A 22,925-nucleotide genomic window follows, 5' to 3' on the forward strand; every position below is an offset into this window, starting at 1 on the left:
TGCGTCAGTGCGGTGGGCCGGGCGGCCCGGTCAGTGCGGTTCGCCCGGACCGTCGACGAGGGTGGACAGCAGGCCGCCGAGCTCCGCGCGCTGTTCGGCGGTGAGTGGGGCCAGGATCTCCTCCGCGGCGGCCCGACGGGCGCCGCGCAACGCCCGCAGCGCGGACCGGCCGGTGTCGGTCAGCTCGATCCGCACCACTCGGCGGTTGGTCGGATCGGGCACCCGGCGCACCGTGCCGTTCGCCTCCAGCGCGTCCACCAGCGTCGTCACCGCGCGGGGCACCACCTCCAGCCGCTCGGCGAGGTCGGCCATCCGTGGCGGTGCGTCGCGGCAGTGGCCGACGATCCGCAGCAGACGGGACTGCGCGGGGGTGAACGCGAGATCCAGGTCGGCCATGTGGCGCCGCTGGCTGCGGTGCATCCGACGGGTCAGTCGCACCAGTTGCTCGGCCACGTTGGCTTCGGTGCCGCTCACCGACGGCTCGGGGGAGGACATGGCCCCAGGGTACAGGACAAGATTCATTGTGAGTCTAGGTAACAATGAGCTAGGCTCGGCAAAGTCCCCCTCCGCCCGGCCTTCCGCTTCCCGCCCCCTCGAAGGAGCCCATGCGTCCCGAACCGCCCGCACCGGACTGGACCCCGCCGCCCAAGGACCCCGACGCCCCGGTCCAACTCCGCCGGATCCTCGCGCTGTTCCACCCCTACCGCGGCCGGCTGGCCCTGGTCGGCCTGCTCGTCGCCGCGTCCTCCCTGGTCTCGGTGGCCTCCCCCTTCCTCCTCCGGGAGGTCCTGGACGTCGCCATCCCCGACCGGCGCACCGGCCTGCTCACCCTGCTCTCCCTCGGCATGATCGCCACCGCCATCACCACCAGCGTCTTCGGCGTCCTCCAGACCCTGATCTCCACCACCGTCGGCCAGCGCGTCATGCACGACCTGCGCACTGCCGTCTACGCCAAGCTCCAGCGGATGCCGCTGGCGTTCTTCACCCGCACCCGCACCGGCGAGGTCCAGTCCCGGATCGCCAACGACATCGGCGGGATGCAGGCCACCGTCACCTCCACCGCGACGTCCCTGGTCTCCAACCTGACCTCGGTCACCGCCACCGTCGTCGCCATGATCGCCCTCGACTGGCGGCTGACCGTCGTCTCCCTGCTGCTCCTCCCGCTCTTCGTCTGGGTCAGCCGCCGGGTCGGCAACGAACGCAAGAAGATCACCACCAAGCGGCAGAAGCAGATGGCCGCGATGTCCGCGATGGTCACCGAGTCGCTCTCGGTCAGCGGGGTGCTGCTCGGCCGCACCATGGGCCGCGCCGACTCCCTCACCAAGGACTTCGCCACCGAGTCCGAGCGCCTGGTCGACCTGGAGATCCGCGCCAGCATGGCCGGCCGCTGGCGGATGGCCACCATCGGCATCGTCATGGCCGCCATGCCCGCGCTCATCTACTGGGCCGCCGGCCTGGTCCTCCAACTCGGCGGCCCCACCTTCTCGCTGGGCACCCTGGTCGCCTTCGTCACCCTCCAGCAGGGCCTGCTGCGCCCCACCGTCTCCCTGCTGTCCACCGGCGTCGACATGCAGACCTCGCTCGCGCTCTTCCAGCGCATCTTCGAGTACCTCGACCTGCCGGTCGCCCTCACCGAACCCGCGCAACCCGTCCAACTGCCCGCCCCGCGCGGCGAGATCCGCTTCGAGAACGTCTCCTTCGGCTACGACCCGGAGGCCGCCCCCACCCTCGACGGCATCGACCTGACCGTCCCGGCCGGCACCAGCCTCGCCGTCGTCGGCCCGACCGGCAGCGGCAAGACCACCCTGAGCTACCTCGTCCCACGCCTGTACGACGTCACCGGCGGCCGGGTCACCCTCGACGGCACCGACGTCCGCGACCTCGGCTTCGACACCCTGGCCGACGCGGTCGGCGTGGTCTCCCAAGAGACCTACCTCTTCCACGCCTCGGTCGCCGAGAACCTCCGCTTCGCCAAGCCCGACGCCACCGACGAGGAGATCGAACGGGCCGCCCGGATCGCCCAGATCCACGACCACATCGCGGCCCTGCCCAACGGCTACGACACCGTCGTCGGCGAGCGCGGCTACCGCTTCTCCGGCGGCGAGAAGCAGCGCCTGGCCCTCGCCCGCACCATCCTGCGCGACCCCCCGGTCCTCGTCCTCGACGAGGCCACCAGCGCGCTGGACACCCGCACCGAACACGCCGTCCAGAAGGCCGTCGACGCGCTCTCCGAGGGCCGCACCACCCTCACCATCGCGCACCGCCTGTCCACCGTCCGGGACGCCGACCAGATCGTCGTCCTCGACGGCGGCCGGATCGCCGAACGCGGCACCCATGAGGAGCTGTTGTCCGCGGGTGGCCGCTATGCGGCGTTGGTTCGTCGTGACGCCCAGGGGTCGGCGCCGCACGTTGTCGGCTGCCCCGCCGTGCCGCTGCGCGGGGCCGAGCCGCTGCGCGGGGCCGAGCCGCTGCGCGGGGCGGTGCCGCGGGGCGAGTCTCAGCCCACGTCGTTGGCTTCCCCGCCGTAGCGCCTGCGGCGGGCGGTGTCCGCTGCGCGGGGCGGGCCGAGTTGTTGTCCGCTGCGCGGGGCCGAGCCGCTGCGCGGGGCTGTCGGGGTGCGGTGACGGTCCTGCGGGGCAGGGTGTTCGGACTGCTTCGCTTTACGTCCGAACACCCTGCCCCTCCGGCCCGTCCCCTCCCGTGGAGGGGTGGGTAAAAACGGTGGGGGCCATGTCCTGCCGGTGGGTCAACTCAAGCCTCTGGACTGAGTGGTGACCGTCAGGGGACCACGATGGTTAGCCCCCACTCACCTGTTTTTCCACCCACTCAACGGGAGGGGACGGGTCGGAGGGGCGGGTGTGCCAGACGTAAAGCGAAGCAGTCTGGCACACCCGCCCCGGAGGCCCGTCACCGCACCCCGACAGCCCCGCGCAGCGGCCCGGCGCCGCAGGCGCAAACAACAGCAACCCGCACGGCGGGAAAGCCAACTACGTGGGGGGCAGGCCAAACGCAGTGATTACCTCTAGCGTCCGCGGCCCATGCACCCCCTCCACCCGGTCCAGTTCGATGTCGCTGGTGGCGGACGGGCCGGAGATCCAGGTCAGCGGGCGCGCCGGGGAGAGCCGTGGCAGCGCTTCCGGGACCGAGCCGACCACCTGGTCCGGCACGCGCACCACGCAGATGTGGTGGTCGGGGACGAGAGTGATCCGGCGCCGGCCCTGATCGGGGCCGCCGTCCAGTACCAGCGTGCCGGTCTCGGCGATGGCCAGCGCGCACCCGGTCACCACGCTGTCCACGGCGTCCAGTTCGCGCGCGGTGTCCGCGGCCCGGTCCGGGACCTGGGCGGCCTCGGTGGCGGACAGCCACCGCGGGTCCAGCCCCGGCGGTACCACCACTGTTCGCGCCCCGCGCTCCGCCAGCAGTCGGCCGATCAGCGCCGGCAGGTCGTCGGCGGAGCAGCGGTGCACCACCGCCCGGTAGTCCGCCAGATGCTCCGCGAGCAGTTCGACGGTCTCCTCGGTCGTCCGCGCTCCGTGCACCCGGTGGTAGTCGCGGGGGACCGGCGGGTCGTAGGGTCCCTCGCCCCGCGGCACATCGGCCAGTGCCCGTCGCACCCGCGCCAACACCACGTCCCTGCTGCTCACTTGACGCCTCCTCGCCTCGACCCGTCGGCCCCGCCCCGGGTGCGTTGCCACCAGTCGCGGAACGACTCTGCGGGCACCGCCGGCAGCGCGCGGGTGTCGGACCAGGCCCGGCCCGGACCCGGCAGTCGCCCGGGATGCAGCCGCCGGGTCCGCGCAGCCAGCCGCATCCCGCCGCGCAGCGCCCCCGGGTGGTCGAACGCCCAGGCCGCGGCCCGCATCGCGGCCCGCTCCGCGGCATGCCCCTTCGCCGGCTTGAGCACGACCCGGGCCCCGCGCCGGGTGACCGGACCGCCCTCCACCACCCGCTCCCGCAGATGCACCAGCACCTCGGGGATGTCGATGGCCACCGGGCACACCTCGTAGCACGCCCCGCAGAGTGAAGAGGCGTACGGCAGTGACTGCTCCAGCGGGCCTGCCATGCCCCGGAGTTGGGGAGTGAGGATGGCGCCGATCGGCCCCGGGTAGGGGGAGCCGTACGCGTGGCCGCCGGCCCGTTCGTACACCGGGCAGACGTTCAGGCAGGCCGAGCAGCGGATGCAGCGCAGCGCCTGCCGGCCCACGGTGTCCGCCAGGGTGTCGGTCCGCCCGTTGTCGAGCAGCACGAGGTGGAAGGTCCGCGGCCCGTCGCCGTCCGTGGTCCCGGTCCAGGTGGTGGTGTAGGGGTTCATCCGCTCCGCGGTGGACGAACGCGGCAGCAGTTGGAGGAAGACCTCCAGGTCCTGCCAGGTCGGTACCAACTTCTCGATGCCGACGACGGAGATCAGGGTCTTGGGCAGGGTCAGGCACATCCGGCCGTTGCCCTCGGACTCCACGACCACCAGCGTGCCGCTCTCGGCGACCATGAAGTTGGCGCCGGAGATCCCCACCTTGGCGGTGAGGAACTTCTCGCGCAGATGCAGCCGGGCCGCCTCCGCCAGTTCGGCAGGGGAGTCGGACAGCCCCTCGGGCGCCGGGCGGCCCCAACTGCCCATCTCCCGCCGGAAGATGTCGCGGATCTCCCCGCGGTTGCGGTGGATCGCCGGCACCAGGATGTGCGACGGCAGGTCGTCGCCGAGCTGCACGATCAGCTCCGCCAGATCCGTCTCGTAGGCCCGGATACCGGCCTCGGCCAGCGCCTCGTTGAGCCCGATCTCCTGCGTCGCCATCGACTTGACCTTGACGACCTCGCGCTCACCGGTCTCCCGGACCAGCCGGGTGACGATCCGGTTGGCCTCGTCGGCGTCCGCCGCCCAGTGCACCCGGCCGCCGGCGGCCGTCACCGACTCCTCCAACCGCTCCAGATAGTGGTCGAGATGGCGGAGCGTGCGGTCCTTGATCGCGGCGCCCGCGGCCCGCAACTGTGCCCAGTCGTCCAACTCGGCCACCGCACCGGCCCGTTTGTCGCGGATGGTGTGGGTGGCGTGGGTGAGGTTGGCCCGCAGCCGGGTGTCCCGGGTGGAGACCGCCGCGGCCCGCGGGAACGCCGGCATGCCGAGGAAGTTGCGGCTCATCGGGCACCCCCCGCCGTGGCCTCGCCCGGCTGGGCATCGGCCTCGGTACTGGCCAGGATCTCCGCCAGGTGCACCGGGCGGACCGGCGAGCCCTGCCGGGTGAGCATGCCGCCGATGTGCAGCAGACAGGAGTTGTCCACCGTGCACATCGCCTCCGCGCCGGTCCCGGTGACCGCCCGGATCTTGTCGGCGCCCATCGCGGCCGACACCGCCGGGTTCTTCACGGCGAACGTCCCGCCGAAACCGCAGCACTCCTCGGCGCCCGGCAACTCCCTGAGCGTCAGCCCCCGCACCCGCTCCAGCAGCCGCCGCGGCCGGTCGCCGAGCCCCAGCAACCGCAGCCCGTGGCAGGTCGGGTGGTAGGTGACGGTGTGCGGGTAGTACGCGCCGACGTCGGTCACCCCCAGCACGTCCACCAGGAACTCCGTCAGCTCGAAGGTCTTGGGCACCGCCCGCGCCGCGGCCCCGGCCAGCTCCCGGCCGCGCCCCTCGGCCGCGGCCCGCGCCCCGATCCGCGGGTAGTTGTCCCGCACCATCGCCGCACAGGACCCGGACGGGGTCACCACGTACGCGTAGTCGGCGAAGGCCCGGTCGAAGCGGTGTACCAGCGGCTCGGTGGCGTGCCGGTAGCCGGTGTTGAACTGCGGCTGGCCGCAACAGCTCTGCGTATCGGGGAAGTCGACCTCGACGCCCAGCCGCTCCAGCAGGGTCACCACCGCCTGCCCGGTCCGTGGTCGGAGCGTGTCGTTGACGCAGGTGACGAACAGTGCTACCCGCACGGTGTGCCTCCTCGCTCTCCTCCCGGCCATCCCGCCGGCGGTCGGCCGGTACCGGGTCGCGGCGGGCCGGCCCGGGGTGGCGCGGGCCGGGTGTTGCCGCCGCATTGCCGCACGTTGCCGGCGCCTTGCCACGGCGTGACGGCGGCGACGTCACCGTCGCACCCCTGGCGTACACCCGCCTCACCGGTACATGATCACCTGTCGGGTCATCCTGCCCCAGTAGGGGGCCGAGGAGAAGGAACAAGGAACGGGGAGTCCACGGACCATGTCGAACGCACAGCCCATAGCCGAGGACCGGGTGCCCGACGGTGCTCGCCCACCGTCGCGCACACGGCAGTTGGCCGCCGCCTCCATCGGCAACGCCGTGGAGTGGTACGACTGGTACGCCTACTCCTTCCTGGCGGTCTACTTCGCCGACCAGGTCTTCCCCAAGGGCGCCGGCAACTCCCTGGTGCCGCTGCTGTCCACCTTCGCGGTCTTCGCCGTCGGCTTCTTCATGCGTCCGGTCGGCGGGCTGCTGATGGGCGCGGTCGCCGACCGGCGCGGCCGGCGCACCGCCCTGACCGTCACCATCCTGCTGATGGGCGGCGGCAGCCTGCTGGTCGCGCTCACCCCGACCTACGCGGCGGCCGGACTGCTCGCCCCGGTCGTGCTGGTCCTCGCGCGGCTGGTCCAAGGGCTGTCGGTGGGCGGCGAGTTCGCGGCCTCCACCACGTTCCTGGTCGAGTCCGCCGGGCCGGGCCGGCGCGGCCTGTTCTCCAGCTTCCAGTACATCTCCACCACCATCGGCCAACTGCTCGCCTCCGGCATCGGGGCACTGCTCGCCGCGCTGCTCACCGACGACCAAATGGGCCGCTGGGGCTGGCGGATCGCCTTCCTCGGCGGCGCCCTGCTGAGCCTGCTCGGGCTGTGGATCCGGCGCGGCGCCCAGGAGACCCTCGCCCCCGTCCGGGACGGGGAACCGGCCGAGCGCCCCGGCCTCTTCGAGGCGCTGCGCCGCTACCCCCGGCAGTCGCTGCTGATCTGCGGCATCACCGCCGGCGGCACCCTCGCCTACTACACCTGGACCACCTACCTCCCCACCTACGCCCAGGTCAACGCCGGTTTCGACAAGGGCGACGCGCTCCTGGTCGGCACCCTGTCGCTGGCCTTCTTCGCGGTGCTGCAACCGCTCGGCGGCCTGCTCTCCGACCGCATCGGACGCAAGCCGCTGCTGCTCACCTTCGCGCTGGGCTTCGCCGTGCTGGCGGTGCCGCTGCTCCACCTGGTCACCGACGCGTTCGCCTCCCTGCTGCTGGTGCAGTGCGTCGGCATGGTGTTGCTCACCGGCTACACCGCGGTCGCCGCCGCGGTGAACGCCGAGATCTTCCCGGCCCGGGTGCGCGCCGCCGGCATCGGCTTCCCGTACTCCGCCACCGTCGCCCTCTTCGGCGGCACCGCCCCCTACGTCGGCACGTGGTTCAAGCAGGCCGGCCACCCGGACCTCTTCCCCTGGTACGTCTCGGCGCTCTGCCTGGTCTCCTTCGTCGTCTACCTGACGCTCCCGGAGACCGCGCGGCGACCGCTGGAGCGCTAAAGGGGCCGCCCCACACGGTCGTTGCACGCGCCCGTCGCACGCGGCCGGCGCACGCGGAGGGCGCCGCTCCCCCCGGGACGAGGAGGAGCGGCGCCCTGTCGTGCTGCCAATCCGTCAGACGAGCCAACCCACGAAGTGGAGGGTGCCGGCAAGCGGGTTGGTGACGATGTTCATCTGGCTGTGTCTCCTCATGAAGTGGTTCTTGTCAGACAAGAAGCGTTGCGCAGGGGTCGCGGATGCCGGCTCGCGCCCCGGCGGGCACCGCCAGGGCGCCGATCGATGGGAAACTCCTCCCGCGGTACGGGCCAAAGCCGCGCGGCGCGGCGCACACGGACGGCCTGTGGGCTGGTCCGACAACGGACTCGGGAGAGGGATATGGCTGCCGGACAACCCCAGCGGCGACGCCCCGTCGTCGCGCTCTACGAGCGGATGGTCGAGGCCATCCGCGCCGGCACCTACCCGCCCGGCTCCACCCTGCCCACCGAGCCCCGGCTCGCCGCCGAACTGGGCGTCGGCCGGCCCGCGTTGCGCGAGGCGCTGATCCTGCTCCAGGAGGACGGCGTGATCACGGTGCGGCGCGGGGTGGGCCGCACGGTCAGCCGCCATCTGCCGCCGCGCGGCTTCGAGTTCCTCAAGCCGGTGGAGCAACTCCTGGGGGAGGGGCGGCAGACCGCGACCGTGCCGCTGGCCCGGACCCGCGAGGAGCCCACCGACTTCTCCACCCAGCACCTGGTCCTGCCGGCCCACGGCGAGGTGCGCTTCTGGGAGAGCGTGATCGAGGTCGACGGCGTGCCGGCCTGTCTGACCCAGGAGTGGGCCGCGGACGAGACCGTCGCGGAGCTGCTGCCGGACGCCGTCGCGGCGTTCGACGGGGCCGGCGCGCGGACGTCGTCGATGCTGCGGCTGCTGCTGGACGCCGGGCGGGGGCTGCCGCTGACCGGCGGCAGCACCATCGTGGCCACCACCCTCGGCCGGCAGCGCGGCGCCCAGTTGGGCCGCCCCGCGGACACCCCCGGCGTCCTGGTCACCCAGGTCGTACGGCTCGATCGCACCCCGTTGCTGGCCGCCAAGCACATGCTGCCGCCGGGCGCCCCCGCGCTCCCGGTGTGGCAGGCGCGCTGACGTCCCACATCGCCCGACGCGCGCCCCGGCCCGTCCTTCGCCGATACCCGGTCGCCCGGTGGCGGCGGGACGTGTCATACTCGCGCCCCATGACGTTGTCTGACAAGTTGCTTGCCCCGCAGCCCGCCGATGTGCTCGACCCGGAGCGGATCCGCCGCGCCCCCAAGGTGCTGCTCCACGACCACCTCGATGGTGGCCTGCGCCCGGAGACGATCATCGAGTTGGCAGCCGCCATCGGCTACCAGGCGCTGCCGACCACCGATCCGGTCGAACTGGCGGCCTGGTTCCGGGACGCCGCCGACTCCGGTTCCCTGGAGCGGTACTTGGAGACGTTCGCGCACACCTGCGCCGTGATGCAGACCGCCGAGGCGCTGTACCGGATCGCGGCGGAGTGCGCCGAGGACCTGGCCGCCGACGGCGTGGTTTATGCCGAGGTCCGGTACGCCCCCGAGCAGCACCTCACCGGCGGCCTGACCCTCGACGAGGTCGTCGAGGCGGTCAACGCCGGCTTCCGGGAGGGCGAGCGGCGCGTCGCGGCGACCGGCCGGCGCATCCGCGTCGGGGCGCTGCTGTGCGCGATGCGGCACGCCGACCGCGCGCGGGAGATCGCCGAACTCGCCGTCGCCCACCGCGACCGCGGGGTGGCCGGCTTCGACATCGCCGGCGGCGAGATCGGCAACCCCGCCGCCCGGCACGCCGAAGCCTTCGACTACCTCCGCAGCCAGGGCGCCCGGGTGACCATCCACGCCGGCGAGGCGGTCGGCGCCCAGTCCATCCGCGAGGCGGTGCTGCGCTGCGGTGCCCACCGCATCGGCCACGGGGTCCGGATCACCGACGACATCGCGATCGACGCCGACGGCAATGTCGCCCTCGGACGCCTCGCCTCCTACGTCCGCGACCAGCGGATCGCGCTGGAGGTCTGCCCGACCTCCAACCTCCAGACCGGTGCCGCCGCCAGCTACCCCGAGCACCCCATCGACCTGCTCCGCCGACTCGGCTTCCGGGTCTGCCTCAACACCGACAACCGCCTGGTCAGCGGCACCACCATGACGCGGGAGTTCCAGCACCTCCAGGAGACCTTCGGCTACCGCGCCGCCGAGCTGGAGGAGTTCACGCTCAACGCGGCCAAGGCCGCGTTCCTCCCCTTCGACGAGCGCACCGCCCTGATCAACGAGGTGATCCGCCCCGGCTACGCCCAGCTGCGGGCGGCCGAGCTCAGCCGCGTCCCGGTGGGGGAGTCGGCCGCCGCCCCCGCCGCGTAGCCGGCGCCGCCTCCCAAGAGCGCGTGGACCGGGCCGGGACCGGGGCCCTCCAGGGCCCAACTCCCCTGCCCGGACCCCGGCGGCGCGGCCCCCGCCAGCAGCCGCCGGATCTCCCGGACCGCGGCTCGCCCCGCCCGGTTGGCGCCGATGGTGCTGGCCGAGGGCCCGTAGCCGACGAGGTGCACGCGGGGGTCGCGCTCCGCCCGCGTCCCGGCCATCCGGATGCCGCCGCCCGCCTCGCGCAGCCGCAGCGGCGCCAGGTGGTCGATGGCGGCCCGGAAGCCGGTGGCGTAGAGCAGCACATCGGCCTCGACGGTGCGGCCGTCGTCCCAGGCCACCCCCTCGGGGGTGATCCGCGCGAAGAGCGGCAGCCGGTCCAGCACGCCGCTCTCCCGGGCCCGCCGGACCGTCTCGGTCATCGCCAGCCCGGTCACGCTCACCACGCTGCGCGGCGGCAGCCCCTGCCGGACCCGCTCCTCGACCAGCGCCACCGCGGCCCGCCCCTCGTTGGGACCGAACGGCCCGCTGCGGAACACCGGCTCCCGCCGGGTCACCCAGGTCGTCGCCGCCGCGACCGGCGCGATCTCGATCAACTGCTGGACGGCGGAGGTGCCGCCCCCGACCACCACCACCCGGGCGTCGCGGAACCCCTCAGGGCCGCGGTACTGCGCGCTGTGCAACTGCCGCCCGCGAAAGCCCTCCTGGCCCGGGAACCGCGGCCAGAACGGCCGGTCCCAGGTCCCCGTCGCGTTGATCACGGCCCGCGCCGCGTACGTCCCCCGCGAGGTCTCCACCCGCAGCCGCCCGTCACCGGCGTCCCGCACCGCGGTGACGCTCACCGGCCGGTGCACCCGCAGCCCGAACCGCCCCTCGTACGCCGCGAAGTACCCGCCGATCACCTCGGCCGACGGCCGCGCCGGATCGGCGTCGGTCAGCGCCATGCCGGGCAGCGCGTGCATGCCGTGCACCGTGTCGTAGGTGAGGGTGGGCCAGCGGAACTGCCAGGCGCCGCCCGGCCGGGGGGAGTGGTCGAGCACCACGAAGTCCCGGTCCGGGCGGTAGCCGCTGCGTCGCAGGTGGAAGGCGGCCGCCAGCCCGGCCTGTCCGGCGCCGATCACCACGACCTCGACCTCGCGCACCCCGGTGTAGTTCATGTTTCTACTAACTCGCGGTGGGGCCGGGATCTTCCCGCCCGGCCCCACCGCCCGCGCGGGCGCCCGGTCAGCGCCCGCCCGACACCAGCAGCGGCGCACCGCCCGGCGCCGACGCCGGCCGCCCGTTCACCGCCGGCACCCCGGCCAACGGCGACGGCCCGGCGTCCAGCAGCCCGCGCGCGGCGAGCTCCGGCCGGACCCCCTCCCCGAACCAGTACGCCTCCTCCAGGTGCGGGTACCCGGACAGCACGAAGTGCTCGATGCCCAGCGCGTGGTACTCCTCGATCCGGTCCGCCACCTCGGCGTGACTGCCGACCAGCGCGGTGCCGGCGCCACCGCGCACCAACCCCACCCCCGCCCACAGGTTCGGCGAGATCTCCAGCTTGTCCCGCGAGCCGCCGTGCAGCGCCAGCATCCGCTGCTGCCCCACCGACTCGCTCTTGCCCAGGGCCTGTTGGGCGGCCGCGACGGTCTCCGGATCGAGGTCGTCCAGCAGCCGGTTCGCCGTCGCCCACGCCTCCTTCGCCGAGTCCCGCGCGATGGTGTGCAGTCGGATACCGAACCGGACCGTCCGTCCCTCCTGCTCCGCCAGCCCGCGGATCCACTCGACCTTCTGCCGCACCTGCTCCGGCGGTTCGCCCCAGGTCAGATAGACATCGACGTTCCGCGCGGCCACCGGCCCGGCCGCCGGCGAGGACCCCCCGAAGAAGATCTCCGGCAGCGGGTCCGGCGGCAGTGCCGTCAGACCGCCCTCGACCTGGTAGTGCTCGCCCCGGAAGTCGAACGGCGCCCCGCCCCACACCCCCCGCACGACCTGGAGGAACTCGTCGGTCCTGGCGTACCGTTGATCGTGGTCGAGGCGGTCCCCGAACCGCCGCTGCTCGGTGGAGTCCCCGCCGGTCACCACGTTCAGCAACAGCCGCCCCCGGGAGACCCGTTGGAACGTGGCCGCCATCTGCGCGGCCAACACCGGCGAGATCACCCCCGGCCGAAAGGCCACCAGGAACTTCAGCCGCTCGGTGACCTGCGACAGCGCCATCGTCGTCAGCCAGGCATCCTCGCACCACGTCCCGGTCGGCGTGAGCACCGCCTCGAACCCCAACTGCTCGGCGGCCTTGGCGATCTGCGCCAGATACTCCACGTCCGGGGCGCGTACCCCGCTCACCGGGGTGATCCGGTCCCGCCGGATGCCCCCGTCGGTGTACGCGTGCCGGTCGACGAGCGTCCGCCCGTCGCCGCCGGTCGGCAGGAACCAATGCAGGTGTACGGACATATCACTGGGCCTTTCCATAGCTACGCGGCGCCGTATCCGAAGGCGGCAGACCGCCGTTGAACCGGGGATCGACCAACTCCCCGAAGTCGAAGGCGCGCGGGATCAGCTTCAACTGCGCGAAGGTGTCCACGATCTGCTGCTCGGAGGCGACCGCCCCCTTGTCCACGGCGACCGGAACCGCCGTCGCCCGGGTGCGCCGGACCGCGTCCAACGCCACCTTCTCCGGCAGCCCGGTCGCCTTCGCCCACGCCCCGGCCCAGGCCGACGGATGCTTGAACACCCAGTCCTGGGCCCGCCGCAGCCGCGTCGTGTAGTCCTTCAGCGCCGCCGCCTTCGCCTTGTCGTCCAGCGCGGCGGGCGCCGCGACCTGGAAACCCAACCCGTTCACCAGACCCTGACCGGTCGTCAGCACCCGTGCGTCCGCCTGGGCCAGCGCCTGCGAGGTGTACGGGTCCCACACCGCCCAGGCATCGACCTTCCCCCGGGTGAACGCGGCCAGCGCGTCGGCCGGTTGGAGGTAGTTGAGCGTGACGTCCCCGGGGGACAACCCCGCCCGCTTCAGCGACGAGACCAACTGGAGGTGCGCGGAACTGCCCTGCGCCACCGCGATCGACTTCCCCTTCAACTGCGCCGGGGAGGTCAGCGGCGACCCCTTCTTCACCAGAATCGCCTCGCCGTCCGCCCGGCTGTGCGTCCCGGCGATCACCTTGATCTTCGAGTGCGCCGCGCCCGCGAAGACCGGCGGGGTGTTGCCGACCGCCCCGACGTCCACCGCCCCGGCGTTGATCGCCTCCAGCAGCGGCGGCCCCGAGGTGAAGGTCGACCACTTGATCCGGTAGGGCAGGTCGGCCAGCTCGCCGGCGGCCCGCAGCATCGCCTCCGAACCCCCCTTCTGGTCACCGACGTTGAGGGTCAGTGCCCCCTTGCCGTCGGTGTGCCCACCGATCCCGCCACCGGCCCCGTCGGCGCGCGAGGCACCCCCACAGGCACTCAGCAACAGCGCCAGGGGGAGGGCGGCCAGGGCGAGAGTTCGTCGGTGGCGGCCGGGTGGTTGTCTGGGTGTCTGCCTGCTTGCCTGTCTGGTCGTCGGTGCGGATTTCGTGGTTGGTGCGGGGCTCATGACTGGTGCAGGTCTCATGGTGTCAGGTCTCATAGGGTGCGGTCCGTTCTGCCGGTTCCGTGCGGGAGGCATCGGATGGGGAGTGGGGCTGCATTGGTGCTCGCGGTCGGGGCCGGGCCCATGCCGCTGATCGCTTGCGACTTCAGGCGACCGCCCGCTCCCGCGGCCCGCGCGGCGCCCCGCCCCCGCTCTCGACCCCGTCACCGTCCTCGTCCGCCACGCCCAGTCGGCCGAGCAGCCGGGCGCGTAGCTCACCGAATCGCGGGTCGGTGACCTCCCGCGCCCGGGGCAGCGACACCTCGGTCTCGTACGCGATCCGGCCCTCCTCCATCACCAGCACGCGATCGGCCAACAGGAGCGCCTCCTCCACGTCATGGGTGACCAGCAGCACCGCACAGCCCCGCTCCCGCCACAGCTCGGCCACCAACCGCTGCGCCTTGATCCGGGTCAGCGCGTCGAGCGCCCCGAACGGCTCGTCGAGCAGCAGCAGATCGGGATCGCGCACCAACGCCCGTGCCAGCGAGGCGCGTTGTGCCTCGCCCCCGGAGAGCGTCTTGGGCCAGGCATCCGCCCGGCGCCCGAGCCCGACCTCCTCCAACGCTCGTACCGCATCCGCCCGTTGGTGCCTCCCAGGCAACCCCAGCAGCACGTTCCGCCAGACCCGCTTCCAGGGCATCAACCGCGGTGCCTGGAACGCCACCGCCCGGCGCCGCGGAACCAGCACCTCGCCCCCGATCTCCCGGTCCAACCCGGCCAACACCCGCAACAACGTCGACTTCCCGCACCCACTGCGCCCCAACAGCGCCACGAACTCACCAGCACCGATCTCCAGCTCCAACCCATCGATCACCCGCCGCCGGCTGAACTCCCGTACCAACTCGTGTACGTGGACCGCGATTTCACGAGATCCTGGGCGATGCTCCTCGGCACGGGTGCCGGGGGTGTCGGGGGCATCGGGGCTGGCGGGGTTATCGCGAGTGCCGGGGGTATCGCGAGTGCCGGGGGTGCGGGGACTCACTGCCCCGTGAACGTCGGTCGCCACTGCAACAACAGCCTTTCGAGGGTGCGGACAAGGAAATCGGCGAGCAGCCCGAGGACCGCATAGACCACCAGACAGACCACGATCACGTCGGTGCGGAAGAACTCCCGTGCCTGGTTCATCAGGAAACCCAGCCCGTCGTCGGCGTTGACCTGTTCACCGAAGACCAGCGCCAGCCAGGCAGTCGCCAACGAGTACCGCAGCCCGGTCATCGCGCCCGGCAACGCCCCGGGCAGCACCACGTGCCGGATCAGCCCCCACCGGCCCAACCCCAGCGAGGTCCCGGCCTCCACCAACTGGGCATCCACGCCCCGGATTCCGGCGTACACGTTCAGATACAGATGGAACGCCACCCCGACCGAGATCAACGCGATCTTCGGGGCCTCCCCGATCCCCAGCCAGATGATGAAGAGCGGAATCACCCCCACCCACGGAATCGACCGCAACATCTGCACCGTCGCGTCCACCAGGTCCTCGCCCAGCCGCGACAGCCCCGACACCAACGCCAAGGCGACCCCGGCGATCCCGCCCAACACCAGTCCCACAACGACCCGTTGGAGCGACACCCCCATCGCCGACGGCAGCGTCCCGTCCGCAACCATCCCGCCGGCCGTCCGCGCGATGTCCACCGGCGACGCCAACATGTCGGCCGGCAGCACCCCGCCGGAGCTCAACGCCTGCCACAACACGACCAGTCCGACCGGCCCCACGGCCCGCCGCACCCACCGTGGCACGCCCCATCGCCGCCCGGACACCGGCACCACGCGACACAACTCGACGGCACCGCCCGACGCCCCCGACGCCCCGACCGGAACCCGCCCGGCCACGGCGACCTGCCCCTCACCGCTCATCGACAACCCACCCACTCACACGGGCACCGGACCCACGCCGCACCGCACCGCGACGCCGCGCCCCCACGCAGTCATCACGCCCGGCACCAACGCACCCGACACCAAACGAAGGAACCCCAACTGGAAGACATCCAGCGGGAATTGACCAATCCCAACGGAAAGCACCCCGAGCGAAACCCCGACGAGCGGAGCCCGACGAGCGGAGCCCGACGAGCGGAGCCCTATGAGAGGAACGCCTCCGAGCGGTACCCCTACGAGCGGAACCCCAACGCCAGGGACTCTCCCGAGAGCGTCAGCAACAACAGTGGCCGCGGTGACGACACGCGGCAGACGCCACCCGCAGCAGGTCGATGTGACCGCGCGTGGTGAGCAGGGCTGACGTCAACATGCCGACGAACGTAGCCCGGTCCGCGAAGCAGGGTCAAACCCCCATCTCGCCTGCTGGACCTTTGTTTCCACGGCATTGCCGGCCCGTTGCCCGCCCCGTGCCACGGTCAACGCCCTTATGTGACGCGCCTCTTCCGCTTAAGGCCCCCATGTGCACGGCGAGTGAAGAGACTGGCGTTTCACGCCCCGCGACCCCCGCGACAGTGCAATCTGGACCATGACGGGGTCGCTCAACGGATCTGGTCCCCGTCGCACTGCGCACCCTGCGCGGTGCCACCCATCACCACAGAAAGAGGATGCTCGCCACCATGAGCAACACCCCCGGCATTGAGACCCGCGAAATTGCCGACGACGACCTCGACAACGTCGCGGGTGGTCTCTCCGTCAGTGGTTCGCTGGACGGCCTGACCGCCAAGTTCGCCCCGGGCCCCAACGGCGTGCCCGTCCTGACCGGCGGCTCCATAAAGTCCGTCAGCCTCTCCGTCCAGGACATCCCGCTGGGCCCGATCGGCGGCTGAGAGACACCACCACACGTCGGCCTTCAGCACCCGTCAGCGGTCCTGAAGGCCGACGTCGTCGTATGCCCCGCCACCCGCAGCGCCCGTCGCCGGAATCCTGAGAAGATCGCCTCATGTCCGAAAACTTCACGACACGAGAGCTCGACATCCGCACCGGCTCACGGGAAACCGTCTACGACCTGACCCGCGAGTGCGAGTCCTTCCTCCGCGACGCCGCCCACGGCCGGGACGGACTGCTCAACGTCTTCACCCCGCACGCCACCATGGGCGTGGCCCTCCTGGAAACCGGCGCCGGCAGCGACGAGGACCTCCTCTCCGCCCTCCACGACCTCCTCCCGGCCGACGACCGCTGGCAACACCGCCACGGCACCCCCGGCCACGGCCGCGACCACGTCCTCCCCGCCCTGGTCCCACCCCACGCCACCCTCCCCGTCCTCGCCGGCCACCTGGCCCTGGGCACATGGCAATCGATCTGCTTGGTCGACACCAACATCTCTAACGTCAACCGCAAGGTTCGACTGAGCTTCCTGGGCTGACCCAAGATCATCCTGGGGGTGGCCGCGCATTCTCCGTACCCTTCGTGCGCGAAACGGAGAAACCTTGCGCGGTACGGACCAGATGTTGATCGAACGCCCCTATGACGGTTGCGGAAAGTGCCTTCTCGGCGTGCGCCGGCTCTCCCGCGTGAAGGCGGCCACGTCTTCCCCGGAGCGCCAACGGGAAGACGTCCTGGCGGCCGCCGCATCCGTCGGGGCGCACATCATCGGTTGGGCCGACGACTGGGAGGTCTCGGGGGCCACCGACCCGATGACCCGTCCCAAGCTCGGCAACCCAGCGAGGCCGCCCGGCTCAACCGCGCTGGCGAACTGGGACCAGCCAACCACCTCGCCGTCATATACAGCAAACAGCCGAAGGCCCTTGCCTGGCACCCGAGCAGACGGCTGCCGACGTGCCACCGCGGTACGTCTGCACGGCCCGGAACAAGGGCTGGCCCAGCGCCCGCAACTGCCGCCCCGCGCCGCTCATCCGCGTACGCATGCTGGACGAGTGCGTCGAGGAGTGGTTCCTCCAGCGGTTCGGCGACGGCATGATCTTCGAGACCGTCTACGACCCGGGCAACGGCGTCGACGAGCGCATTGCGGAAGTGCGCGCCACCCGGGAGCGGCTGCGGGCCGACCGTGAGGCCGGCCTCTACGACGCCGCCGATGACGCCGCCTGGTTCCGCGAGCGGTACGCCGCCCTGGGCCGTGAACTCTCGACCCGGAGTGGCCCCTCAACGACCGCTCCCGTAACGCCTTCTCCACGATCTGCTTGGGAAGGGTGCCGGCGCAATTCCCGTATCCTCTACCTGCTCCGATTTGGTCCGGCATACGCGGCGTTTCCGCACGATTGGCCTTAATGTTCAGGGTTCCCAACGGTCTTGTTGAGTCTTTGATGCGACAGCTCGGCGGAGCCGCCCGGCCGGCGGATAGCGTGTTCAGCCTGAAAATCACGAGAGCGCTACGGGGAGCAGTACATGGCGCACGACCACTTCGCCGCCCATCCAGACAAACTCCGTGAGTTATCCGCCGACTTCACCCACGTCGGTAGTCGACTGGAGGGGCAGGTGAGCAAGTTCGCCGGTAAGGCGGAAAACGTCGACGACGCATTCGGCGTCCTCAGCGAGTCGACCGAGGCACTGGCCAAATACGTAGCGATGACGCAGTCGACCGTCAAGAGCCTTCAGCAGCTCCACAAGCAACTGGCCGGCTACGCAGCCGGACTGAACCGTACAGCCGCGAACTACGAACACACCGACGCACAACATGCCGCCGAGCTCCGGGGGGAGTGAACATGGCCGAGCAACAGCCGCAGATCGAAAAGAGCTTCAACATCCTCAAGCCTGGGGCGACCCGGTAGCGCTCCGCAGGTGCGCCGAAGCCTGGCGGCAGATGGCCCACGACCTCCAGGCAGCCGGACGTGATCTCGACCAACAGGTGAAAGACCTCAGCAGCGCGGACTGGGACGGCCGGGCTGCCACCGCGTTCCACGAGCACTGGACGCACACCAAGCGGCAAGTCGACCATGCCCTCCCCAACTTCGAGCGCGTCGCCAAAGAGTTGGATCAAGCGGCCGATCGCATCGAGGACACCAACACACAGGTCGAGCACGTCCTCGAAGAGCTCGCCGTCACCGCGGCCGTGGGCCTGGGTCTCACCCTCATCACCGCCGGCTTCTCCGACGCGGTCGCCGCAGGAGCCGCAGCAGCCGCAGCAGCCGAAGTCGGCACTGCACGCGGTGCGGCAGGCAAGGCGGTCAGCGGGAAGGTACCCAGCGCGCTTCACGATGCCCTCGCAGGCAACGGATTCTTGGGCAAGGCGGCCAACGGCGCCGTTACCGGCGCGGGCGGCCAGATGGCTGCTGACGGCGTCGACATCCCCTTCCACCTCGGCGGCAAGACCACCGACAGTCTCATCCCCGACCTGCTCACCAGTGCCGGCGGCGGAGCAGCGGGCGGAGCAGCGGTGCACGGCGGCGAGACCCGATACAAGTACGGCGGAGGGGGACGCCACCGAGACCCCGAAAGCGGGCCCGAGTTCGGCCCCGGACGACAGGCCGCCGCCAATTGCACGGTGTACGGAGACGCCAACGCCAACGAAAACGACATCACCTCCAAGCACAAGAGCCCGTTTGATAAGCCGGGTTCTTCGCTGACCGATCCACAGGGCGCGTTTGACACGCAAGGGGAATCGTAGGCATGTGGCGGGTGAGGAAGAGCATCAGTAGATATCGCGAGGATCCTGACTGGCATCACTACCGGAAACGGGAATCCCGCGACTGGGTACGGGAGTTCGGACTTCCTGGCTACCCCTTCGGTACATTGCGGAACCACGCGCTACATGTGCTCGAAGGGCAGGCACGCGGATACCCCACGACGCTTTTCCACCTGGCCGGCGTCCGTAGAGGTGGCCGCTACGTCACCGACGTCAACAGGTACTCAGTGGCGGTGCTGACCCTGCCGTACAGCCTCCCCGACACCGCGGTCTCCATTGCCAGCCTGGTCCAGGTGCTCCACACCGAGCCCTTTCCACCCAGTGCGGGAATTCCCGTTCATCTGCCCTCCGGCCGCACACCCCGTATGGTCAAGTGCTCCGTCGACCCCACCTTCGCCGAGCTGGTCATCACCGAACGGGTGGTTCGCATGACCGCAGATACCAAGTGCGGTTGGCGGCTGCACGGGAAGCACATGATCGGGTGGATCAAAGAGATGAGGCCCTACGAGAAGGTCGTCGCCCTGACGCATGCCATGGCCGACATACTCGCCGAGTTCCCTGCATCGTCAGCAGTTTGGGGAGGCAGCGATCGCCGACCTGCCTGACGTGGACTCGATCTCGACCAGATAGAGCTCCGCCCCGCTCCGCCCCGCTCCAATAGGGCGGGCTTTCGTCGCATCAGCGACCGCGACCACAACACCGCGCCCCCTCCGCCACTGACGCTAGGTGCGGCGACCGCAAACCGCGCCAGGCCGAGGGCGGTTCATCCCCGGCAAGTGCCTGGCGGTGGTCTGCGGTGGTCTGCGATGGTTCCGCGCAGCCGCGCGGAGGGATCCACATCCGTGGGCGCGACGGCGAGGCCGTGCCGGGCCCAGGCGCCGGTCCTACGCTGCCTGCCCGGCCGGCGACAGCCACGGGACCGATGGCCTGCTGCGCGCCCGCATCGCTGCTTATGCCTCTGTAACCAGGTACTTGAGCTAGGCTTCACGTCGTTTTGAGGATAATTCCGGCGGCGATTCGACGCGGCAGTGGGGGATGACACTGAAGCACATGGCATTTCGGTCGTGGACCATGGTCCGGGGACTGCCCGCAACCACGGTGTACGTCCTGTTGCTCTTCGCCACCGCCGCCTGGCTGGCGCTCCAGCCGTTCCGCGAACAGGCGCGCTTCGTACGCCACAACAGCAGCAATGTGCACCACCTCGAAGTCGGCAAGTGGTGGACCGTGCTCACCAGTGGCCTGGTGGTCGACGGTGTCCCCGTATTGCTCGGCATCGGTGCAGTGGCCGCCGCACTCGGACTGGCCGAGTGGCGCTGGGGCAGCGCACGCGGCATGGGCGTATTTCTCTTCGGACACGTGGCGGCGACCCTGGTCACCGAAGGCATCATGTGGCTGATGCGGCTCATGCATCTGCCGGGTGCCCTCGCCCGCGCCAGGGACGTCGGAATCAGCTACGGCCTGGTGGCCACCATCGCGTGTCTACTCTTCTTGGGCAGCAGACGCTCCCGGCGCTACGGCCTGCCGATGCTTGCCGTCTTCCTCGCCGCAGCATGGGCGATCAACCAGGAACTGGCCGACGCCGGGCACCTGGTGGCGCTGGCGCTGGGCGTCGTGGCGGCCCGCAGCCGCTGGCTCCGCGCTCGCGGCCCGCGGGCAGTCAACTGACCTTGGTGCGGGCCGTGATGATACGGAGAGGCAGGACGGTGAGTGGGCAGCAGGCTAACTTTCCCTGGAGCAGCGACAGTTGGCGCCCCGGCCGGGTCCCTCAGCAGGGGTAGAACCCCGACCTGGACTTCGTCCCCAGCCGGCTCGCGTCGACCATCCGCACGGTTGTAGATCTTGATCGGGTACTGGGTCTCGGTCCGACGGAGTTCAACGGGATCGTGCTGCGCCCCACCGACCTCGACACGCCCCACCGACCTCGACGCGCCCCACCGCCAGTCGGACCCGCTGCTGCACCCCGAGGGCGACCGGGTGACGTACACCGGAAGCCCGCTCGGCGCCTACAGCACGGAGCGGGTGATGCCCGTCGACTCGTTGATCAAGCTGCCGGACGCCATCGGCTTCGACGCCGCGGCGGCCATGACGATGCGGGGGCCTGACCTCGGCGTACCTGCTGCGCCGCATCCACCCGTTGAAGCCCGGCGACACCGTGCTGTTGCACGCGGCGGCCGGTGGCGTGGGGCTGATCCTCACGCAGTGGGCGAAGCTCCTCGGCCTCACCGTCATCGGCACGGTCTCCACCGAGGAGAAGGCGGCGCCGGCCCTCGCGCACGGCTGCGACCGCGTCATCAACTACCGGCGCGAGAACGTCGCCGACCAGGTCCGTGAGGTGACCGGCGGCGAGGGCGTCCCGGTCGTCTTCGACAGCGTGGGCAAGGGCACCGTCGAGGCTTCGATGGCCTCGCTGCGCCGCCGCGGACTCCTCGTGTGCTTCGGCACGTCCTCGGGAGTGCCGCCCCTGGACGCGATGCAACTGGTCCTGCACGGCTCGCTGTTCGTGACCCGGCCCGCGCTCGCGGACTACCTCGCGGAGCCCGCCGGGCGGGCCGCGCTCTCCCAGGAACTGTTCGGCCATGTGGCGGCCGGCCGGATCACGGTCCCGGTCAACCAGCGCTTCGCACTGGACGAAGCGGCACGGGTGCACCGCGCCCTCGAAGCGGGCCGCACCACGGGAACGACGGCGCACTGCTGGTCGCTCCGCCGGACTTCGACGCGGTACTGCCGGACGGGTATCCCTCGCGGCAGGAGCTGCGGCGGCACGGCTGGTTGCCGGTGCCGCGACAGCGCCTGCCCTTCCCCAGCACCGTCGCGGCGAGCACGAACGACCCGTTGGCGTCGTTCCCGCGCGTCGGTGAGCTGGCCCGCGACGGGGGAAGCCGCCTGGTGGACGTCGGCCCGGTGGGACATCTCAACCCCGCCGCCGGGCACGGCCGTTGGCCCCGCGCGGTCGAGCTCCTCCGCGAACTCGGGCTGCCCCCTTCGTCGTTCCCGTCCGCCTGACGCGGAACTCACCCACTACGGGCCGGGCCCCGCGCCCGGCGCCGAAGCCGCCGCCAGGGCGGGGTCTCGTTCAAAGTCAATAGTGTTGACGTAGGACCGCGTAGCCGGACAGAGACCGGGCCTGCCTACTCCCGCTCGGCCACCGGCTTGAGTGCCGCCACCGCGTCCAGCATCAGTTCCAGCGCGAAAGGGTAGCCGCTGCCCCGCATGTCGGCGGCCAGCAGCGGGAAGACAGCGGTGATGTGCGGGTGGGTGTCGGCGGTCAGCCTGCCGTACACCTCCTGCCAGACCTCGGAGTCGGCCGCCTGGGCGGCCGGCGGCAGGGCGAGGGCCGCGGCGTCCTGGGCGGCGAAGGCCAGGGCCTGATCCACGAAGGCGTGGTAGATCCGCACCGCGAGCCCGTCCGGGAAGCCCGCGTCCCGCAGCACGCCCAGGACCGTCTCGACCGCGCGGATCTCGTGCGGGCGACCGGTCGTCCGGTGCGCCGCGAGCGCTGCGGCCCGGGGGTTCGAGCGGTACGACGCGTGGATGCGCAGGCCGATGCTGCGCAGGTCCGCCCGCCAGTAGCCGGTCGCGGTCCAGCCTCGCTGGGCGCGGCCGATCAGCTCGTCGGCGATGGCGAGCAACAGGGCGTCGGTGTTGCGGAAGTAGCGGTACAGCGCGCTGGGGTCGGCGCCCAGCGCGGCGCCGAGCCGCCGCACGGAGAGCGCCTCGGCACCGTGCTGCGCGATCAGGTTCAACGCGGTCTCGACGATCAGGCGCTCGGAGAGCACCGCGCCCTGTTTGGTGGGCCTGCGGCGCTGCCGCCTGCCTTCGGGAACCACTCGTTCGGCCATGCCGCCAACTTACGTCAACACCATTGACGTGCGAACCGTCTCCCCCTTCCATGAGGCCCGTCGCCTCTCCCCGGTGGTCGCCAACTTCCCTGCGTGCCCGCCGCTTTGCGCCGACCTC

At 71.4% G+C, this 22,925-nt stretch carries 23 protein-coding genes and 1 pseudogene; 13 read left to right on the forward strand and 11 right to left on the reverse strand.

What is annotated here, in order from left to right:
- Window positions 1–30 precede the first annotated feature (30 nt).
- Window positions 31–495, reverse strand: coding sequence for a MarR family winged helix-turn-helix transcriptional regulator (locus ACFVFQ_RS21620; RefSeq protein ID WP_383418440.1), 465 nt, complete (start codon window positions 493–495; stop codon window positions 31–33).
- A 110-nt stretch (window positions 496–605) separates the two neighbouring features.
- On the opposite strand from ACFVFQ_RS21620, the gene ACFVFQ_RS21625 reads away from it, so the two are divergent.
- Window positions 606–2,528, forward strand: coding sequence for an ABC transporter ATP-binding protein (locus tag ACFVFQ_RS21625; protein WP_383418442.1), 1,923 nt, complete (start codon window positions 606–608; stop codon window positions 2,526–2,528).
- Window positions 2,529–2,987: 459 nt separating this feature from the next.
- Here the strand turns inward: ACFVFQ_RS21625 and ACFVFQ_RS21630 are convergent, their stop codons facing one another.
- From ACFVFQ_RS21630 to ACFVFQ_RS21640, 3 genes are read right to left on the reverse strand one after another with little or no spacing between them, the layout of a single operon-like run.
- Window positions 2,988–3,644: a lactate utilization protein C gene (locus tag ACFVFQ_RS21630; RefSeq protein ID WP_383418444.1), complete on the reverse strand. Its 657-nt coding sequence runs from the start codon at window positions 3,642–3,644 to the stop codon at window positions 2,988–2,990.
- The gene (locus ACFVFQ_RS21635; RefSeq protein WP_383418446.1) at window positions 3,641–5,134 is read right to left on the reverse strand and encodes a lactate utilization protein B; all 1,494 of its coding nucleotides are present in this window, start codon (window positions 5,132–5,134) and stop codon (window positions 3,641–3,643) included. The genes ACFVFQ_RS21630 and ACFVFQ_RS21635 overlap by 4 nt, the downstream gene beginning before the upstream one ends.
- The gene (locus tag ACFVFQ_RS21640; RefSeq protein ID WP_383418447.1) at window positions 5,131–5,913 is read right to left on the reverse strand and encodes a (Fe-S)-binding protein; all 783 of its coding nucleotides are present in this window, start codon (window positions 5,911–5,913) and stop codon (window positions 5,131–5,133) included. Before ACFVFQ_RS21640 ends, ACFVFQ_RS21635 begins: the two co-directional genes overlap by 4 nt.
- Before the next feature lie 265 nt (window positions 5,914–6,178).
- Between ACFVFQ_RS21640 and ACFVFQ_RS21645 the strand changes: the two genes are divergently transcribed.
- The 3 genes from ACFVFQ_RS21645 (at window position 6,179) to ACFVFQ_RS21655 (ending at window position 9,873) form a co-directional block, all read left to right on the forward strand.
- Window positions 6,179–7,489, forward strand: a complete 1,311-nt coding sequence (locus ACFVFQ_RS21645) for an MFS transporter (RefSeq protein WP_383418449.1) — start codon at window positions 6,179–6,181, stop codon at window positions 7,487–7,489.
- 375 nt (window positions 7,490–7,864) lie between these two features.
- Window positions 7,865–8,611, forward strand: coding sequence for a GntR family transcriptional regulator (locus tag ACFVFQ_RS21650; RefSeq protein WP_383418451.1), 747 nt, complete (start codon window positions 7,865–7,867; stop codon window positions 8,609–8,611).
- Window positions 8,612–8,700: 89 nt separating this feature from the next.
- Window positions 8,701–9,873 (forward strand): adenosine deaminase, encoded by a 1,173-nt coding sequence (locus ACFVFQ_RS21655; RefSeq protein WP_383418453.1) that lies wholly within the window; start codon window positions 8,701–8,703, stop codon window positions 9,871–9,873.
- Here ACFVFQ_RS21655 and ACFVFQ_RS21660 read toward each other — a convergent pair.
- The 6 genes from ACFVFQ_RS21660 to ACFVFQ_RS21685 all read right to left on the reverse strand — a co-directional run bounded on the left by ACFVFQ_RS21660 (window position 9,801) and on the right by ACFVFQ_RS21685 (window position 15,698).
- Complete coding sequence (locus ACFVFQ_RS21660; RefSeq protein ID WP_383418455.1) at window positions 9,801–11,027, reverse strand: NAD(P)-binding domain-containing protein; 1,227 nt, start codon at window positions 11,025–11,027, stop codon at window positions 9,801–9,803. The genes ACFVFQ_RS21655 and ACFVFQ_RS21660 overlap by 73 nt on opposite strands.
- 67 nt (window positions 11,028–11,094) lie before the next feature.
- Window positions 11,095–12,300, reverse strand: a complete 1,206-nt coding sequence (locus ACFVFQ_RS21665) for an LLM class flavin-dependent oxidoreductase (RefSeq protein WP_383418457.1) — start codon at window positions 12,298–12,300, stop codon at window positions 11,095–11,097.
- Window position 12,301: 1 nt separating this feature from the next.
- Window positions 12,302–13,420 carry an ABC transporter substrate-binding protein gene (locus ACFVFQ_RS21670; RefSeq protein ID WP_383418459.1) on the reverse strand — a complete coding sequence of 373 codons (1,119 nt, stop codon included), beginning with the start codon at window positions 13,418–13,420 and terminating at the stop codon, window positions 12,302–12,304.
- A 142-nt stretch (window positions 13,421–13,562) separates the two neighbouring features.
- Window positions 13,563–14,462, reverse strand: a complete 900-nt coding sequence (locus ACFVFQ_RS21675; RefSeq protein ID WP_383418461.1) for an ABC transporter ATP-binding protein — start codon at window positions 14,460–14,462, stop codon at window positions 13,563–13,565.
- On the reverse strand, window positions 14,435–15,310 hold the full coding sequence (locus tag ACFVFQ_RS21680) for an ABC transporter permease (protein ID WP_383418463.1): 876 nt from the start codon (window positions 15,308–15,310) through the stop codon (window positions 14,435–14,437). The genes ACFVFQ_RS21675 and ACFVFQ_RS21680 overlap by 28 nt, the downstream gene beginning before the upstream one ends.
- A gap of 292 nt (window positions 15,311–15,602) precedes the next feature.
- Window positions 15,603–15,698, reverse strand: a complete 96-nt coding sequence (locus ACFVFQ_RS21685; RefSeq protein ID WP_383418465.1) for a putative leader peptide — start codon at window positions 15,696–15,698, stop codon at window positions 15,603–15,605.
- A gap of 307 nt (window positions 15,699–16,005) precedes the next feature.
- Here ACFVFQ_RS21685 and ACFVFQ_RS21690 point away from each other — a divergent pair, with 307 nt between their 5' ends.
- From ACFVFQ_RS21690 to ACFVFQ_RS21730, 9 genes and pseudogenes are all read left to right on the forward strand, one after another.
- A complete protein-coding gene (locus ACFVFQ_RS21690; RefSeq protein ID WP_383418467.1) occupies window positions 16,006–16,215 on the forward strand; it encodes a hypothetical protein in 210 nt (69 codons plus the stop codon).
- 113 nt (window positions 16,216–16,328) lie between these two features.
- On the forward strand, window positions 16,329–16,751 hold the full coding sequence (locus ACFVFQ_RS21695; RefSeq protein WP_383418469.1) for a secondary thiamine-phosphate synthase enzyme YjbQ: 423 nt from the start codon (window positions 16,329–16,331) through the stop codon (window positions 16,749–16,751).
- A 413-nt stretch (window positions 16,752–17,164) separates the two neighbouring features.
- Entirely contained in the window at window positions 17,165–17,614 is a 450-nt protein-coding gene (locus ACFVFQ_RS21700; protein ID WP_383418471.1) for a hypothetical protein, read from the forward strand.
- A 117-nt stretch (window positions 17,615–17,731) separates the two neighbouring features.
- Window positions 17,732–18,046, forward strand: coding sequence for a WXG100 family type VII secretion target (locus ACFVFQ_RS21705; protein ID WP_383418473.1), 315 nt, complete (start codon window positions 17,732–17,734; stop codon window positions 18,044–18,046).
- On the forward strand, window positions 18,021–18,950 hold the full coding sequence (locus ACFVFQ_RS21710) for a WXG100 family type VII secretion target (RefSeq protein ID WP_383418475.1): 930 nt from the start codon (window positions 18,021–18,023) through the stop codon (window positions 18,948–18,950). The genes ACFVFQ_RS21705 and ACFVFQ_RS21710 overlap by 26 nt, the downstream gene beginning before the upstream one ends.
- An 11-nt stretch (window positions 18,951–18,961) precedes the next feature.
- Window positions 18,962–19,573 carry a hypothetical protein gene (locus ACFVFQ_RS21715; RefSeq protein WP_383418477.1) on the forward strand — a complete coding sequence of 204 codons (612 nt, stop codon included), beginning with the start codon at window positions 18,962–18,964 and terminating at the stop codon, window positions 19,571–19,573.
- A gap of 445 nt (window positions 19,574–20,018) precedes the next feature.
- Window positions 20,019–20,633, forward strand: coding sequence for a rhomboid-like protein (locus ACFVFQ_RS21720; protein WP_383418479.1), 615 nt, complete (start codon window positions 20,019–20,021; stop codon window positions 20,631–20,633).
- A 514-nt stretch (window positions 20,634–21,147) separates the two neighbouring features.
- Window positions 21,148–21,585, forward strand: a pseudogene (locus ACFVFQ_RS21725) (zinc-binding dehydrogenase); the annotation flags it as partial.
- A 104-nt stretch (window positions 21,586–21,689) separates the two neighbouring features.
- A complete protein-coding gene (locus ACFVFQ_RS21730; RefSeq protein WP_383418685.1) occupies window positions 21,690–21,971 on the forward strand; it encodes an RBBP9/YdeN family alpha/beta hydrolase in 282 nt (93 codons plus the stop codon).
- A gap of 125 nt (window positions 21,972–22,096) precedes the next feature.
- Here the strand turns inward: ACFVFQ_RS21730 and ACFVFQ_RS21735 are convergent, their stop codons facing one another.
- Window positions 22,097–22,807, reverse strand: a complete 711-nt coding sequence (locus ACFVFQ_RS21735; RefSeq protein WP_383418481.1) for a TetR/AcrR family transcriptional regulator — start codon at window positions 22,805–22,807, stop codon at window positions 22,097–22,099.
- Between the last annotated feature and the right edge of the window lie 118 nt (window positions 22,808–22,925).

Source organism: Streptomyces sp. NPDC057743 (genome assembly GCF_042798755.1).
Lineage (GTDB): Bacteria > Actinomycetota > Actinomycetes > Streptomycetales > Streptomycetaceae > Streptomyces.